This is a genomic window from Streptomyces cavernae, assembly GCF_004023625.1.
GTDB classification, from domain to species: Bacteria; Actinomycetota; Actinomycetes; order Streptomycetales; family Streptomycetaceae; genus Streptomyces; species Streptomyces cavernae.
This window is the reverse complement of the sequence record NZ_ML137714.1, coordinates 100,095-114,240: the sequence shown is the minus strand read 5'-3', so window position 1 is coordinate 114,240 and position 14,146 is coordinate 100,095. Positions and strand designations below refer to the sequence as shown.

Below are 14,146 nucleotides of genomic sequence, written 5' to 3'. Positions count from 1 at the left end.
CCGGTGCCGGCGGCGCGGGGGTAGGGGCCCGGGGCGTGGGCGTCGGTGCGCGGGGCCGGGGTGGTTCGCGTTCTACTCGTCGGGCCGGCGCCGGAACAGCAGGCTTGCCAGGGCGTGGAACACCTCTTCCGGGTCCTGTTCGCCGACCGGCCCGTCGAGGTTGTGGCTGAGCAGGAGCGTGGCGAAGCCGTGCGCCAGGGACCAGGCCGCCACACCTGCCAGTCGCTGGTCGGCGCCTCGGCCCTCGGGCGGCACCGCGGAGACGGCGGTGCGCAGTCGTTCCCCCGCCAGTGCCCTGGCCGTCGCGAGTTCCAGGTCGTCACCGCGCAGCAGCTCCGGCCGGAACATCACCTGGAAGTGCGCGGGGTGCTCGGTCGCGAAGCGAACGTAGCGGACCCCCGCGTCGCGCAGGTCGTCGGCCTCGCCGAGCGCGGTGGCCAGCAGGGCGAACCCCTCGGCGGCGATCACGGTGAGCAGTCCCGCGCGGTCCTTGAAGTGGTGTGCCGGTGCAGCGTGCGAGACGCCCGCGCGCCGGGCCAGATCGCGCAGGCTCAGCGCGGAGGGGCCCTCGGCGGCGATCACGTCGAGAGCGGCGGTGAGGATCGCGCGGCGGAGATCACCGTGGTGGTACGGGCGCTGAGTCGGCGGCATGGCAGCAGCGTACGCCGAATCTAGGCATTGACAAGTTGGAGCGATGGGGGCAATCTAGTCAGTGTCAAGTTCGGGCTGGATGGTTGGCCTGGGTGACCGATGCGGACAGGGAGTCTTGTCATGTCGGACAACACGAATGCGGCTGTCTGGGGTGCGGACGGTGCGAGCACGCCCGGTGTCGAGCGGCGCACCGAGCCGCCTGCCGGGCGCAGGAGCGTGGAACCGGCTGTCGAGCTGAGCAGGGTGCGCCAGCTCTGGCATCTGCTGGAGCCGCTGCACGCCGTCTACTACTACGCCCCGGAGGCCTTCGAGGAAGCGGCCGGGCTCGGGTACGACACCAAGGAGCGCTGGCCGAGCTACTTCCCGTTCCGTGCCGCCCCGCTGGGCGCCGCCGGGAGCACACGTGTGAGCTCCGCCTTCTACAGCTTCAGTCCCCGTATGGTCGCCGAGCACATCGACCCGGCCTGGGGCATCGCGAGCCCGGCCGAGGTGCTGAGGGCGCGGGAGCGTGCGGTGGACCGGACCTACCGCGCGATATTCGGCGACCGTCTCGGCAGCCCCGAGCTCGCGGAGGCCGCCGAGCTGGCCCGCCGTGCGGCCGGGGCGGCGAACACCGCGGGCCGTCCCCTGGCCGCCGCCAACGCCGAACTGCCCTGGCCCGAGGCCCCGCACCTCCGGCTGTGGCACGCGGCGACGATACTGCGCGAGCACCGCGGCGATGGCCATCTGGCGGCCCTGCTGGTCGCGGGCCTGGATCCGGTGGAGGCACTGGTCTCCTTCGCGGCGATAGGCGCCGCGTCCGTGGAACGGTTCGCGAGCCGCGGCTGGAGCGAGGAGGAATGGCACGCGGCCGTCGAGCGGCTGACCGCGCGCGGCCTGCTGGACCCGGACGGCACCGCCACGGAAGCCGGCCGGGCCCTGCGACACCAGGTGGAACAGCAGACGGACGCCTTGGCCGCGGCCCCTTGGCAGAGCCTGGGTGCGGAGGCCACCACGCGACTGGCGGACCTGCTGGGCGAGTTCTGGGTGGCGGCACTCGGCTCCGGACTGCTTCCGTCCGAGACGACGCTCGGCATCGGGAAGGTGTGACCAGAACCAGGAAGGACCTGAGGAGACGTGAGGAACAGGGGGGTGAGAACGGGGGTGAGCGGGGTGGCATCGAGAAGGGCGGCATCGAGGAGGGTGGCACCACGCGAAGCCGCCCGCGAGTGGTGGATCTCGGCGGGCGGCTTCCTCAGGATGGTTCGCGTAGGAGGCGTCCGAATGGGGACCCCTCCGGGTGGTGCGTCAGGAACGACGATACGCACGAGCCAAGCGATGCGCCCGCTCTGATGCTCCAAGCGGTCGACATCTCCCGACCGCTACCGTTGGTCGCCGGGGCCCGGGGAGGAATGCCCAGACCAGCCCTCAGGACATGGAGCAGGGACTGAAGGGGAGGGACGCGTGGTGACGCTCGGGGCCGATGACGGGGTGGCACACGTTTCGTCCGGGACCGCTGACCCGGGGTCCGGGACCGCTGAGGGGGTGTTCGGGACCGCCGACCCAACGTTCGGGACCGCTGACCCGGCCATCCCCCTGAGCCGCAACTCCCCGAGGGGGGCCGCCGGGAAACGCGCGCGCATCCTGCGGGCCGCGGTGGTGGCCGCGGCCGCGGTCCTCCTTAGCGCGGGGTGCGAAGTCCTCGACGAAGACGGCACCTCGCCGGGGGCCGGGGCGCAGCAGACCGCGCCGGACGGGCGGGCGGTCAGCCCGCTGGAGAACCCGGACGGCACGGAACCCGGGCTTTCACCCGTGGCGACGGACAGGGACGAGGCCGCCGCCCGCAAGCTCATCGACCGGCTCTCCACGAAGGGACGGGGACCCAAGACGGGCTACGCCCGGGACGAGTTCGGCTACGCGTGGATGGACACGGCCGACGGTGTGCCGCTCGCGAGGAACGGGTGTGACACCCGCAACGACCTCCTGCGGCGCGACGGCCAGAAACTACGGTTCCGATCCGGCTCCGACTGTGTCGTCGTCGCGATGACACTGCACGACCCGTACACCGGGACGACCATCGAGTGGCGCAAGCAGCAGGCCTCCGAGGTGCAGATAGATCACGTGGTGCCGTTGTCCTACGGCTGGCAGATGGGGGCGTCGCGCTGGCCGGAGGGCAAGCGCAAGCAGTTCGCCAACGACGTGCTCAACCTGATGCCGGTCGAAGGGCGGGCCAATTCCGCCAAGGGCGATTCCGGACCAGCCTCCTGGCTGCCGCCCAGCAAACAGATCAGGTGCGCCTACGCGGTCCGCTTCGCCCAGGTCGCCATCAAGTACGAACTGCCGGTGACAGCCCCGGACAAGCGGATGATGCTGACCCAGTGCGGCGGTTGAGAGTGGTACGGGTGGGTTCTCATCGAGGGCGGATCGGCTGGTTGTCGGCAACGGCCCCTGACTGGCTTTTCGACGCTCCGGGCGACCGGCTGCACAGCGCCACCATGTGGCGGGCGAGGGGGACCACCGTGAGCAGGGCCACGAGCGCACACACGCCCCACCACCCGGCCTTGCCGTATGCCCGTACCCCGAGCCAGGATCCTGCGCTGCCGCCCAGGTAGGCGCAGGTCATGTAGGCGGTGTTGAGCCTGCTTCGGGCGTCGGATCGCAACGCGTAGATCCGGGCCTGGTTGGCGACCATGCCGGACTGCATGGCGATGTCGAGCAGCAGCGTGCCGGCGACCAGGGCAGCCAGCCCCGCCGTGCCGCCCAGGGCCCCCGCGGTCAGGACCGCGGCCGAGAAGAGGACCCCCAGCATGCAGACGAGGTTCATCGGGTCCGGCCCGCGGCGGTCCACCAGACGTCCGGCGAGCGGTGCGCAGATCATGGTCCCGCCGCCGACCAGGGCGAGCAGTCCCAACGCCTGGGAGCCGAAACCGTAGGCGGGACCGGTGAGGAGGAGTGCAAGGCACGTCCACACGGCCGAGAACCCGGCGAAGACCGTGGCCTGATTGAGACAGGAGGCCCGCAGGTCCGGCTCGGCCCGCAGCAGGCGCAGCGACTCGGCCAGGAGCGCCGGATACGGCTGACAGGAGGGCGGGGTCGTGGCCGGCACCGTGCGGGCCAGAATGCCTGCGAGAACAAGGACCAGTGCCGCGGCCACCAGGTACGGGGCCCGCCACCCCAGCCATTCGCCGAGCGCCCCGCTGAAGGAGCGGGCCAGCAGCATGCCGCCGATCGACCCGCTCAGCAAGGTGCCGATCACCGCACCGCGGCGGTCGTCGGCCACCAGATCGACCGCCAGCGGGCCGACGACCTGCGCAGCCACGCTGGTGAGCCCTATGAGAGCACTGGCCACGACGAGTATCGGCAGGGTGGGGGCGCAGCCCGCGGCGAGCAGACCCAGGCCGGTGAGAGTGAGCAGGGCGACGAGGAACGAGCGGTGTGGGAGCCGGTCACCGAGCGGCACCAGCAGGAACATTCCGGCCATGTAACCCAGTTGGGTGGCGGTCACGGTCAGGGAGGCCGAATCGGGAGACACGTGCAGCCCTGAGGCAACCAAGGGAATGACCGCCTGCGGGAAGTAGATGTTGCCCACGGCCACCGCGCAGGTCACGGCCAGGAGCAGGGTCATCCGGCGGCTCATCCTCAGTCCACCTCGGTCCTTCTCGTCCAGGTCGAGCACGCCGACCGCAAGGCCGTCACCCGCCGGCGCCTCGCCACCGCGGCGCCGATGCCGCCTGCCGCACCGGTGGCAATCGCGGTGCCTTGCCCAGGAGTTGGCTCAGGAGTTGTTCGTGTCATGGGCGGCAGTCCACGGCATCGACGTTCCGCCGCCAATCGATGTAGCGTATGGCTTAATGATCATCTTTGTGCTCGGCGTCGAGGACCTCGCCGACACGCGCTTCGCTCTCTCGCCCCTGCACGAAACCCTGTTCAGCCTGCGGGTGCTGCAGGATCCGGGCCTGTCCGCGCTGCACCTGCCCTGGCGCAGGTCCGTACTCGGCGAACTTGGCGAACTCGGCACGCTCGACGCCGATCTGCTGATGTCTCTGGTTGCCCGGCGGCGCACCCTCCCTGACTTCCTGACGCCGAATCCCACGAGCTTCGCACCGGTCTTCGAGGAAGAACTCGCGGTCGTCCGGCAGGCCTGTCCTGCTCAGGTTCGCCACGACCTGCTGCTTGCGCACGCACCGGACCCGCTCCCCGGGGCCCTGCACGATGCCGTGGCCGACGACGCGCGCGTCACCGGACTTCGCGACGCCATCTGTGAAGTCCTGACGCGGTACTGGGAGGTGGCCCTCGAGCCGATGTGGCCGCAGATGCGACTGGTGCTGGAAGCCGACATGACCTATCGCGCCCGTCAGCTGGCCCTGGGCGGCGCCCGACTGCTGTTCGCCGACATGCACCCGAACCTGCGCTGGCAGAGCGGCGAACTGTGCATCGATAAGATGATCAGCAGGCACCGCGTCATGGCCTCCGGCCGAGGGCTGCTGCTCCTGCCGTCCGTGTTCGCACACAAGCCCGCGCCCCCGGTCAGCCCGGACGAGCCGCCAAGTCTCGTCTATCCCTGCCGCGGAGTAGCCACGCTGTGGGACACGGCTCCGCCCACGGACAGAACCGCCCTGGCGTCTTTGCTGGGCGCACCCCGGGCGAGACTGCTCAGCCTCCTCGAAGAGCCGTTGCCCACGGTGGAGCTCGCCCGCCGCCTCAGGATCACCCCCAGCGCCGTCTCCCAGCACCTGCGCGTGCTGTACGCCACCGGGCTGGTTGCTCGGGCACGCGACGGACGGCACGTGCTGTACCGCCGCAGCTCCCTCGGAGACCAACTCGCGGCCGGCGCAGGCCCGGGCAGTGCGTGACTTTCGCAGACGCGGCCCGTCGGCAGGCCCGCGGCCGGCCGGAACCGGAGGGGGCGGGCCAGCAGTCGCCGGGAACCGGCCGGACAAGGCGGCCCCATGCGTGGCCGGAGGCCACACAGCGCCGTACGACCCCGGCCGGGAAGCGTTCAGCCGGCCAATGCGTCCAGGTCCAGCACCTGCCCCTTGGGCGTCTCGGCCGGTACCGGCTTGTCGTAGTCGGTGAAGGTGACCGTGCCGGGGTCCTTCGCGGAGTGGCTGACGACCTTCAGGAGGTACGGCTTGCCCTCGGTGGCGACGTAGAGGGTGTAACGGTCGGCGCCGTCCTTCTCGTTGAGGACGATCGCCGGAACGCCGTCGACGGTCGTGGTCTTGCCGCGGGCGGCGTCGGAGCTGACGTCATCGAAGTCGGCGAGGACGGTGTCCAGGTCGCAGAAGCCGGCCATGTCCTTCGCGTCGGTGCCCTTCGCGGACATCTTGGTCCACTTCCCCGCCAGCATGTCCACGGCCGCGTCGGTCTCGGCCTTCGGCTCACCCTTGGACTGGGCGCGCAGGAAGGCCTCGTCGTACCTCATGTAGAGGGTGTCGGCGGACTTGATCAAGTCGGCCTTGCCCTCCTTCTTCAGGGCCATGCTGCCGGCGCACCGCCCCTTCCTGTCGAGGGCCATGTCCAGGCTCATGGGCTGCCCGTCCTCGGTGATGTCGCCCCGCATGCGGAGTGAGGACGCGTTGGAGGTGGCCTCGACGGCGCGGTCGGCGATCTCGCCGCCGGTCAGTCCGGCGAAGGGGCCCTCCGGCTCGGCGGCCGCTTTGGGCTCGGCGCCGGGCAGGCACCCGGTCAGTCCGGTGATGGCAGCCGCGGCGAGGCAGAGAGCGGCAAGGGCAGTGCGACGCATGGGATTCCCCCCGTGGTGTGTTTGATGTGCGCGTGCGCGTGCGTGTGCGCTAGTGCGTGTGTGCGCGTGGGCGCCCTGTGCGCGTGTGCGCTGTAGGCGTGGATGCGCTGTGTTGCGGCCGTGGCGCGGAAGGCCGTGTCAACCGGGCTTTCCGGCCGGCCGGTTCAACAGGGCTTCTCCAGCTTTCCGGCTTTCCGGTGAAGGGTCAGAAGGTGTTGCCGAGGACGCCGGTGTCGTTGCCGGTCGTGTCCGAGGGCTTCCGGGTGGCGGAGATGTCGTGGACGTGGTCATGGTGCGCGTTCGCCGGCATCACACCCATGACGCGAAGACCCACCGCGACACTCGCCGCGGCCCTGCTCTTCATCCCCATGACGTCCGACCTCTCCGCCCCTGCGGGTGTGAACCCGTGCGTCACGTGCATTGCGGCACATGGCGCACGGGTTCCCGCCGTCCCCCCTCGGGCGGCCCCCGTTCGATGGGTCAATGAGATCAGAGACTGTGAACCGAGTCAACACCGTTCACGTTGAGTGTGGAGTTCACGGTGTGAAGCGGGGGATCTTGCGGATGCCGATATGCTCGGCGTAACACTGACAGTCGACGAAGGGGAGCGCGGCCGGTGCAGGACAACGCGACAGAGGTGACCGCTGCCGGAATCGCGCGGCTCGCCGGGGTGGGCCGCGCCGCTGTCAGCAACTGGCGCCGTCGTCACGCCGACTTCCCGCGCCCCGTCGGCGGCACCGAGACCAGCCCCTCCTTCGCGCTCGCCGAGGTCGAGGACTGGCTGCGCAGACAGGGCAAGCTCGCCGAGGTCCCGCTGAAGGAGCGGGTCTGGCAGCAACTGGCCGGACATCCCGAGGGACCCGTCACAGGTCTCGTCCACGCGGGGGGCGCGCTGCTGCTCATCGACGACCGGCCGAGCGTGTGGCGGGAGGTGAGCGGGGACTCCGACGCGCGGCTGACAGAGTTGATGCCCGTCGCGCTCGACGGACTGCTCGCCGCGCAGTTCGGCCCCGCTCATGGCCGTGCCGTCGCCACACCGAAGTCCGCCGCGCTGCGCCCGTCCGTGCCCCTGCTGCGCGGCACGGCCGAACTCGCCGGGGAGGTGGGGGCCCGGCAGGCGTTCGCGTTCCTGCTCGGCCGGTACCTCGACGCCAATCCCCGCCAGCACACGCTCACCCCGCCCGGCCTCGCCGAGCTCATGGCCGAACTGGCCGGCCCCGCCCGCACGGTGCTCGACCCCGCCTGCGGCGCGGGCGCGCTGCTGCGGGCGGTCGCTCCGCTGAAGGACCAAGTCCTGCACGGCCAGGACAGCACGCCCGAACTCGCCGCGCTCACCGCGCTGCGCCTCGCCCTGGACACCCGGGCCACCGTCCGCACCGCCGGCACGGACAGCCTCCGGGCCGACGCGTTCGACGCGCTCCAGGCCGACGCCGTGCTCTGCCACCCGCCGTTCAACGAGCGCAACTGGGGCCATGAGGACCTCGCCTACGACCCCCGCTGGGAGTACGGATTCCCGGCCCGCACCGAGTCCGAACTGGCCTGGGTGCAGCACTCCCTCGCCCGGCTGAAGGACGGCGGTACGGCGGTGGTGCTGATGCCGCCCGCCGTCGCCGCCCGCCGGTCGGGCCGCCGTATCCGCGCCGACCTGCTGCGCCGCGGCGCGCTGCGTGCGGTGATCGCGCTGCCGGTCGGGGCGGCGCCCCCGTACAACATCCCGCTGCACCTGTGGGTGTTGCGCAGGCCCGTGCGGGGCGCGCATCCCGCGCACCCCGGACTGCTCCTCGCCGACGCCGCTCCCGCAGTCGCGGCCGACGGCCGCGGGAGCCTGGACTGGCAGGCGGTGCGGACGGCGGTGCTCGACGCCTGGCGGCTGTTCGACGGGACCGGTGCCGCGCCGGACCGGCCGGGGGTCAGCCGTTGTGTGCCGGTCGTCGAACTCCTCGACGACGACGTGGACCTGACCCCCGCCCGCCATCTCCCGCCACCGGCCGCGGGCGGCGGGGCACGGGAACTGGCGACGGTACGGGACCGCCTCCAGGAGACGCTGCGACTCACCGCCGACCTCACCCCGCCACCCGCCACCGAGGGCGCGCATCCGCGGTGGACGCTGACGACGGTGGGTGAACTTGCGCGTGGGGGAACGCTGTCGCTGCGCACGCCCCAGTCGTCCGGCACCTCCACCGGAACGGCCCACGACGGTCACGACCGGCGCGACAGCCACCACCGGCGCGACGGCCACCACCGGGGCGAAAGCCACCACCCGAGCGATCGCCGCGGCCGGGACGACCGGCACGGCAAGGGCGTCGCCGTCCTGACCGATCACGACGTCCTGACCGGAAACGCCCCCTCCGGAACGCTCGCGGACGGTGACGACCCCGTCCTCGTCGAAGAGGGCGACGTCGTCGTCCCCGTGGTGGGCGGGGGCGCCGTCGCGCGCGTCGTGGACGACCGGACCGCCGGGGCCGCGCTGGGCCGCGGCCTCGCCCTGCTGCGCCCCGACCCGACCGCGCTCGACCCCTGGTTCCTCGCCGGTTTCCTGCGCGGGACCGCCAACAACCGCCGGGCCAGCAGCTACGCCTCCACCGCGACCCGGCTCGACGTACGCCGGCTGCAACTGCCCCGGGTGCCGCTGGACGAACAGCGCCGCTACGGCGAACGGTTCCGCGCCCTGGCGGAGTTCGAGGACGCGCTGCGCCGCGCGGGACGCATCGGCGAACAACTCGTGCAGGGGATGTACGACGGCCTCACGGACGGCACGATCTCCCCCGACCTCGCGAAGTGAGGCTCCCGTAGTTTGCCCTGGTATGAGCCGGATGGCCGGACGAGCCGGATGAGCCGATGAGCCGGATGAGCCGCGTGCGCGGGCCGTTTCGGGTATGCACCGCGGCACGAGCCGCCGCACGAGCCCCGCTTCGCGAACGCGCCGCGGACGGAACCGCTCCGGTCCGCCCCGCGTGATGGAGGGGTACGGTGACGCCCGGTGAGTCGTCGTGGGCGCGCGAAGTGATCAGTGCGGCAACGGTTCGGTACAACCCGGGCCGGTAGTCCGCGTCGGCGGATACGCTCGAACGGCAACTGAACTTCCGTCCCCACCAGGCATCCAGGAGCAGCCATGCAAGGCCCCGGCTACGTGCCGCAAAGGCGTCCCTCGACCGGGACCCTGGTCGCGCTGCGCGTGACCTTCGTGGGCCTCGCACTGATCAGCGTCGGCTTCCTCGCCTGGACGGCGATGCTCCGCCTCGCCGTCGTCACGCAGAAGATCCGTGACTGGTTCCTGTTCGTCCTGGCGACCGCGCTGGACATCTCCGCCATCGCACTCCTGGCCACCGACCCCGGGGACGAGATCACCACGTGGAGGGGCGAGCTGGGCATGGTCCTGCTGCTCGGCACGCTCGCGGGTGTGATCGCGTACTACCTCGCGGTCGACATCCGCCACTACCAGCAGCCGCAGTTCGCCGTTTACCCGCAGCCCGCATACGGCTACCCGCCGCAGGGCGCGTCCCCGTACGGCACGACCCGGCCGCAGACACCGATGTCCGCGCCGCCGATGGCCCAGACACCGACGCCGCAGCCCCTGGTACCGCAGCCCCCGCTACCACAGACCCCCGTGCCCCAGCCCCAACCGCCCCTGGGCGGACCGCAGCTGGGCCAGACCCCCGTTCCGCCGCCCCCGCAGCCGGGGCGTCCCGCGCCCGCCCGGATCGACCAGGTTCGCGCGGAACTCGACGAGCTCAGTGACTACCTGCGCAAGCACGACGGCGGTTCGGGCGGCGCGGGCGGTTCGGCTGGTTCAGGCGGTTCGTTCGAGGGCGGAAGGTGACCGTGGCGTCGGGACGTGTCGTCGCGAGCCGCTACGAACTGTCCACACTGCTCGGGCAGGGCGGCATGGGCCAGGTCTGGACGGCGTACGACCAGCGCCTCGACCGGCGCGTGGCGGTGAAGTTGTTGCGTCCGGACAAGGTCGCGGGCGCGGAGGCCGACGAGTTGCGCCGCCGCTTCGTGCGCGAGTGCCGGGTCACCGCTCAGGTCGACCACCCGGGCCTGGTCACGGTGCACGACGCCGGCAGTGAGGGCGAGGAGCTGTTCCTCGTCATGCAGTACGTGGACGGCGCGGACCTCTCCGACCACCTCGCCGAGCACGATCCGTACCCGTGGCAGTGGGCCGTCGCGGTCGCGGCGCAGCTGTGTGCCGTGCTGTCGGCGGTGCACGCGGTGCCGATCGTGCACCGCGACCTCAAGCCGCGGAACGTCATGGTCAAGCAGGACGGCACGGTCACGGTCCTCGACCTGGGCGTCGCGTCGGTGATGGACACGGACACCACCCGGCTGACGCACACCGGTTCGCCCATCGGCTCCCCCGCCTACATGGCGCCCGAGCAGGCGATGGGCGGCGCGGTCGGCCCGTACACCGACCTGTACGCGCTCGGCGTGCTGATTCACGAACTCCTCAGCGGGGACGTGCCGTTCTCGGGTTCGACCGCGCTCGGCGTGCTCCACCGGCACCTGTACGAACCCCCCGTCCCGGTCCGCAGACTGCGCCCGGAGACGCCGGACGCTCTGGAGTCGCTGGTGCTGCGGCTGCTCGCCAAGGACCCCCAGCACCGGCCGGCCTCAGCGCAGGACGTCTACGAGGAGCTGTCGGCGCTGCTGCCCGCGCGCGGCACCCCGACCGGCGCCCCGCTCGACCCCACCCGTCCCTTCCTGCGCCCGCACGCCCCCTGGCCGGACCGCGCCCGTACCCCGGCCCCGCAGCCGGCCACGCCCACGGTCGACGCGAAGAAGAACGTCGCCGAGGCCGTCGACGAGGTCAAACGACTGCTCGGCGAGGGCCGTATCACCCAGGCAGTCGACATCCTCGGCGCGATCCTGCCGACCGCCGCCGAACAGCACGGCGAGCACTCGCCCGTCGTCCGCACCCTGCGCAAGCAGTACGCGGCCACGCTGATGGACGACGGCCAGTACCGGCGCGCACTGCCCGAACTGCGCCGCCTCGCCGACGAACGCGCCGCCGAGGCGGGCCACGCCGACCCGCAGTCGCTGCGCTTCCGCTTCGACGCCGCGCAGTGCCTCGAACAGCTCGGCGAACCCGCCGCCGCGCTCGCCGAGTACCGGGCGTTGCTGCCGTACTACGAGAACCAATACGTGGCCGGCGATCCGGAGCTCTCCCTGGACGTCCGCCGCCGCATCGGCCATCTGCTGCTCGCGCTCGGCGACCGCGGCTCCGCCCATGACACGCTGGCCAGGCTGCTGCACGACGTGGAGCGGTTGCGCGGAACCGGGCATCCGCTGGTCGCGGAGATCCGGCGGACGCTGCAGTGGCTGGGACAGGTGCGCGGCTGACCGCGGGACACCCAGAAACCCCGCGCCTCGCCTCATCCGCGCCTGCGCGTGGACGTGACTCGTCCGCGCAGCATCCGTGCCTGCGCGTGGGAGCGCCTCATCCGTGCCTGCGCGTGGGCGCCGGGCCCGGCCGTCGCCGTCGGCAGTTGCTCCTGGGACGGCAGTGGTGCCCGAAGACTTCACGAATCGTTGGTCGAATGGCTGGCCGAGCGCAGGGCCACTGCCTACCATCGATCACCGCAAGACTTTGTGCACCGCCGCACAAGCTGCTTCCCGGGAGGCCACCTTGCACCGCCGTCGCCGCACCGCGTTCCTCCTCTCCGCCGCTCTCGTCGCCGCGGCGCCCCTCGTCAGTGCCTGCGGGGCCGATGCGCATCCGGGCGCGGCGGCCGTCGTCGGCGGGGAGCGCATCACCGTGGCACAGCTCGAGAGCCGGGTGGACGAGGTACGCCAGGCACAGCGGGCCGCCATCACGGACGACGCCCAGTACGCGCAGGCCATCGCCAAGACCGGCGGCCTCGCCCGGAACACGCTGCACGGAATGGTGCTGGAGCGGGTGCTGCACCGGGCCGCCGAGGACAACGGGGTGACCGTCACCGACAAGGAGATCCAGCAGTTCAGGGCCTCCATGGAGGGCCAGGCCGGCGGGCCCCAGGCGCTCGAGACGGCATGGCTGCAGCAGTACGGGGTGCCGCCGCAGCGCCTCGACGACAATCTCCGCACGGAGGTCGAGGCGCAGAAGCTGGCCGCCGCGCTCGGCATCGACATGAACACGGCCGAGGGGAAGACGGCGTTCTGGAAGACGCTGTCGTCCGCGTCGAAGGAACTCGACGTCGACGTGAACCCGCGCTACGGGGCGTGGGACGCGGAGAAGAGCGGCCGGGTGGACGCGAAGACGCCGTGGGTGAAGGACGTCACGACGACGGCGACGGGGCAGACGACGTAGGTTCCGGCCGCTCGAGACAGGGTTCCCGCCGCCGAGGTGGGGGCTCGAAACATGGCGTGAGGTGCCCTCCGCATGACCTGGGGTCCCGTGCGACGTCGGGTTACGCACACTTCGGGGCCACGCACACGACGCAAGGTGGATGCCGCACTACGTAAGGATCCGCCGCTGCCGCCTCCCCTTGCGTTTCCCCTGCGCTGCCGCCGGGGCACTGTCCGGTGTCCGGGTTTCGGCTCCTTTGGTGTGCGTTACGTTCGGGGTGTGAACGCAACCAGCTCCCAAGACCCCGGCCGCGACCCCGGGCGCATCGTCCTGCTCACCACGACCCACCGGGTGGCCCCGGGCCTGTTGTCCTGGCCCGCCTGGCAGGCCCTGCAAGGCGCCGACCAGGTACTGTGCGCGGACGGCGCGCACCCGCAGCTGCCGTACCTGCGGGAGGCAGGCATTGCGGTCGAGGAGACGGCGCCGACCGCCCAGGAGCTCATCGACGCCTGTGAGGGCGGGCGCACGGTCGCGGTCGTCGCGACCGGCGAGGGGGAACCGGTGCTTACCGACGGCCTCGCCCGTCTGGCGGGTTCCGGCCGTGTACGGATGCCCGAGCTGGAGCTGCTGCCCGCCTCCTACGACCTGCCCGGTGCCCGGCTCCTGGACCTGGTGCAGGTCATGGACCGCATCCGCGCCGAGTGCCCCTGGTCGTCCCAGCAGACCCACAAGGGACTGGTGAAGTACGCGATCGAGGAGGCGTACGAACTGGTCGAGGCGATCGAGGACGGGGACCGGCAGGAACTGCGCGAGGAACTCGGCGACGTGCTGCTGCAGGTGGTCTTCCACGCGCGCATCGCGGAGGAGGACCCCGAGGAGCCCTTCTCGGTGGACGACGTGGCGGGCGGCATCGTGACCAAGCTGATCCACCGCCACCCGCATGTCTTCGGTGACGAGACCGCCGAGACCGCCGCGGACGTCAAGGAGCACTGGCTGCGTACGAAGGCGCAGGAGAAGCGCCGTACCTCGGTTACGGAAGGGATACCGCTGGGGCAGCCGGGGCTGGCGCTGGCGGCCAAGCTGGCCTCGCGGGTCCGCACCGCGGGACTAGACGTCCCGCTCCCGGCCGGCCGGGGCGTCGGGTACGAACTGCTGGCCATGGCGGTCCGGGCCGAGGCGGAGGGCGTGGACCCGGAGTCCGCGCTCCGGGTGGCGGCCCGGGCGTACCGGGACGCGGTACGGGCGGTGGAGGGCGTGCCGGCCGCGGACGGCACGGCGTCCGCCGACGCCCAGGACACGGTGGAGGGGGAGGACGAGGACCTGCCCGGGTTCCCCGCCTGAGGCCGTCCGGGCGTGGTCCGGGTTTCTGCCTGGGGCTGTCCGGGCGTGGTCCGGGTTTCTGCCTGGGGCTGTCCGGGCGTGGTCCGGGTTTCTGCCTGGGGCTGTCCGGGCGTGGTCCGGGTTTCTGCCTGGGGCTGTCCGGGCGTGGTCCGGGTTTCTGCCTG

Annotated in this window: 12 protein-coding genes; 8 read left to right on the top strand and 4 right to left on the bottom strand. The window is 71.9% G+C overall.

Annotated features, from left to right (window positions below; translation table 11 throughout):
* Positions 1 to 72 precede the first annotated feature (72 nt).
* Positions 73 to 651 carry a TetR/AcrR family transcriptional regulator gene (locus tag EF387_RS08465; protein WP_128375882.1) on the bottom strand — a complete coding sequence of 193 codons (579 nt, stop codon included), beginning with the start codon at positions 649 to 651 and terminating at the stop codon, positions 73 to 75.
* A 120-nt stretch (positions 652 to 771) separates the two neighbouring features.
* Between EF387_RS08465 and EF387_RS08460 the strand changes: the two genes are divergently transcribed.
* Both EF387_RS08460 and EF387_RS08455 read left to right on the top strand, forming a co-directional pair.
* On the top strand, positions 772 to 1,740 hold the full coding sequence (locus tag EF387_RS08460) for an SCO6745 family protein (protein ID WP_238431396.1): 969 nt from the start codon (positions 772 to 774) through the stop codon (positions 1,738 to 1,740).
* A 549-nt stretch (positions 1,741 to 2,289) separates the two neighbouring features.
* The gene (locus tag EF387_RS08455) at positions 2,290 to 3,021 is read left to right on the top strand and encodes an HNH endonuclease family protein (RefSeq protein ID WP_202918186.1); all 732 of its coding nucleotides are present in this window, start codon (positions 2,290 to 2,292) and stop codon (positions 3,019 to 3,021) included.
* Positions 3,022 to 3,040: 19 nt separating this feature from the next.
* Here EF387_RS08455 and EF387_RS08450 read toward each other — a convergent pair whose 3' ends face one another.
* Positions 3,041 to 4,267 (bottom strand): MFS transporter, encoded by a 1,227-nt coding sequence (locus EF387_RS08450; RefSeq protein ID WP_128375881.1) that lies wholly within the window; start codon positions 4,265 to 4,267, stop codon positions 3,041 to 3,043.
* Between the two features lie 214 nt (positions 4,268 to 4,481).
* On the opposite strand from EF387_RS08450, the gene EF387_RS08445 reads away from it, so the two are divergent.
* Entirely contained in the window at positions 4,482 to 5,483 is a 1,002-nt protein-coding gene (locus EF387_RS08445; protein WP_128375880.1) for an ArsR/SmtB family transcription factor, read from the top strand.
* A 146-nt stretch (positions 5,484 to 5,629) separates the two neighbouring features.
* On the opposite strand, the gene EF387_RS08440 is transcribed toward EF387_RS08445, so the two are convergent.
* Positions 5,630 to 6,376 (bottom strand): hypothetical protein, encoded by a 747-nt coding sequence (locus EF387_RS08440; RefSeq protein ID WP_128375879.1) that lies wholly within the window; start codon positions 6,374 to 6,376, stop codon positions 5,630 to 5,632.
* A gap of 205 nt (positions 6,377 to 6,581) precedes the next feature.
* Positions 6,582 to 6,746 (bottom strand): hypothetical protein, encoded by a 165-nt coding sequence (locus EF387_RS46625; RefSeq protein ID WP_155589748.1) that lies wholly within the window; start codon positions 6,744 to 6,746, stop codon positions 6,582 to 6,584.
* Positions 6,747 to 6,992: 246 nt separating this feature from the next.
* Here EF387_RS46625 and EF387_RS08435 point away from each other — a divergent pair, with 246 nt between their 5' ends.
* The 5 genes from EF387_RS08435 (at position 6,993) to EF387_RS08415 (ending at position 13,982) form a co-directional block, all read left to right on the top strand.
* Entirely contained in the window at positions 6,993 to 9,158 is a 2,166-nt protein-coding gene (locus EF387_RS08435) for an N-6 DNA methylase (RefSeq protein ID WP_128375878.1), read from the top strand.
* Positions 9,159 to 9,488: 330 nt separating this feature from the next.
* Positions 9,489 to 10,196: a hypothetical protein gene (locus EF387_RS08430; RefSeq protein ID WP_128375877.1), complete on the top strand. Its 708-nt coding sequence runs from the start codon at positions 9,489 to 9,491 to the stop codon at positions 10,194 to 10,196.
* A gap of 38 nt (positions 10,197 to 10,234) precedes the next feature.
* Positions 10,235 to 11,716: a serine/threonine-protein kinase gene (locus EF387_RS08425; protein WP_274388927.1), complete on the top strand. Its 1,482-nt coding sequence runs from the start codon at positions 10,235 to 10,237 to the stop codon at positions 11,714 to 11,716.
* Between the two features lie 286 nt (positions 11,717 to 12,002).
* On the top strand, positions 12,003 to 12,662 hold the full coding sequence (locus tag EF387_RS08420) for a SurA N-terminal domain-containing protein (protein WP_128375875.1): 660 nt from the start codon (positions 12,003 to 12,005) through the stop codon (positions 12,660 to 12,662).
* Positions 12,663 to 12,920: 258 nt separating this feature from the next.
* The gene (locus EF387_RS08415; RefSeq protein ID WP_128375874.1) at positions 12,921 to 13,982 is read left to right on the top strand and encodes a nucleoside triphosphate pyrophosphohydrolase; all 1,062 of its coding nucleotides are present in this window, start codon (positions 12,921 to 12,923) and stop codon (positions 13,980 to 13,982) included.
* The last annotated feature ends 164 nt before the right edge of the window (positions 13,983 to 14,146 follow it).

Bases quoted from the DNA above. Each gene is read 5' to 3' on its own strand.
- EF387_RS08430 (WP_128375877.1), top strand. From the start codon at position 9,489: ATGCAAGGCCCCGGCTACGTGCCGCAAAGGCGTCCCTCGACCGGGACC.
- EF387_RS08445 (WP_128375880.1), top strand. From the start codon at position 4,482: ATGATCATCTTTGTGCTCGGCGTCGAGGACCTCGCCGACACGCGCTTC.
- EF387_RS08440 (WP_128375879.1), bottom strand. From the start codon at position 6,376: ATGCGTCGCACTGCCCTTGCCGCTCTCTGCCTCGCCGCGGCTGCCATC.
- EF387_RS08465 (WP_128375882.1), bottom strand. From the start codon at position 651: ATGCCGCCGACTCAGCGCCCGTACCACCACGGTGATCTCCGCCGCGCG.
- EF387_RS08450 (WP_128375881.1), bottom strand. From the start codon at position 4,267: ATGAGCCGCCGGATGACCCTGCTCCTGGCCGTGACCTGCGCGGTGGCC.
- EF387_RS46625 (WP_155589748.1), bottom strand. From the start codon at position 6,746: ATGGGGATGAAGAGCAGGGCCGCGGCGAGTGTCGCGGTGGGTCTTCGC.
- EF387_RS08460 (WP_238431396.1), top strand. From the start codon at position 772: ATGTCGGACAACACGAATGCGGCTGTCTGGGGTGCGGACGGTGCGAGC.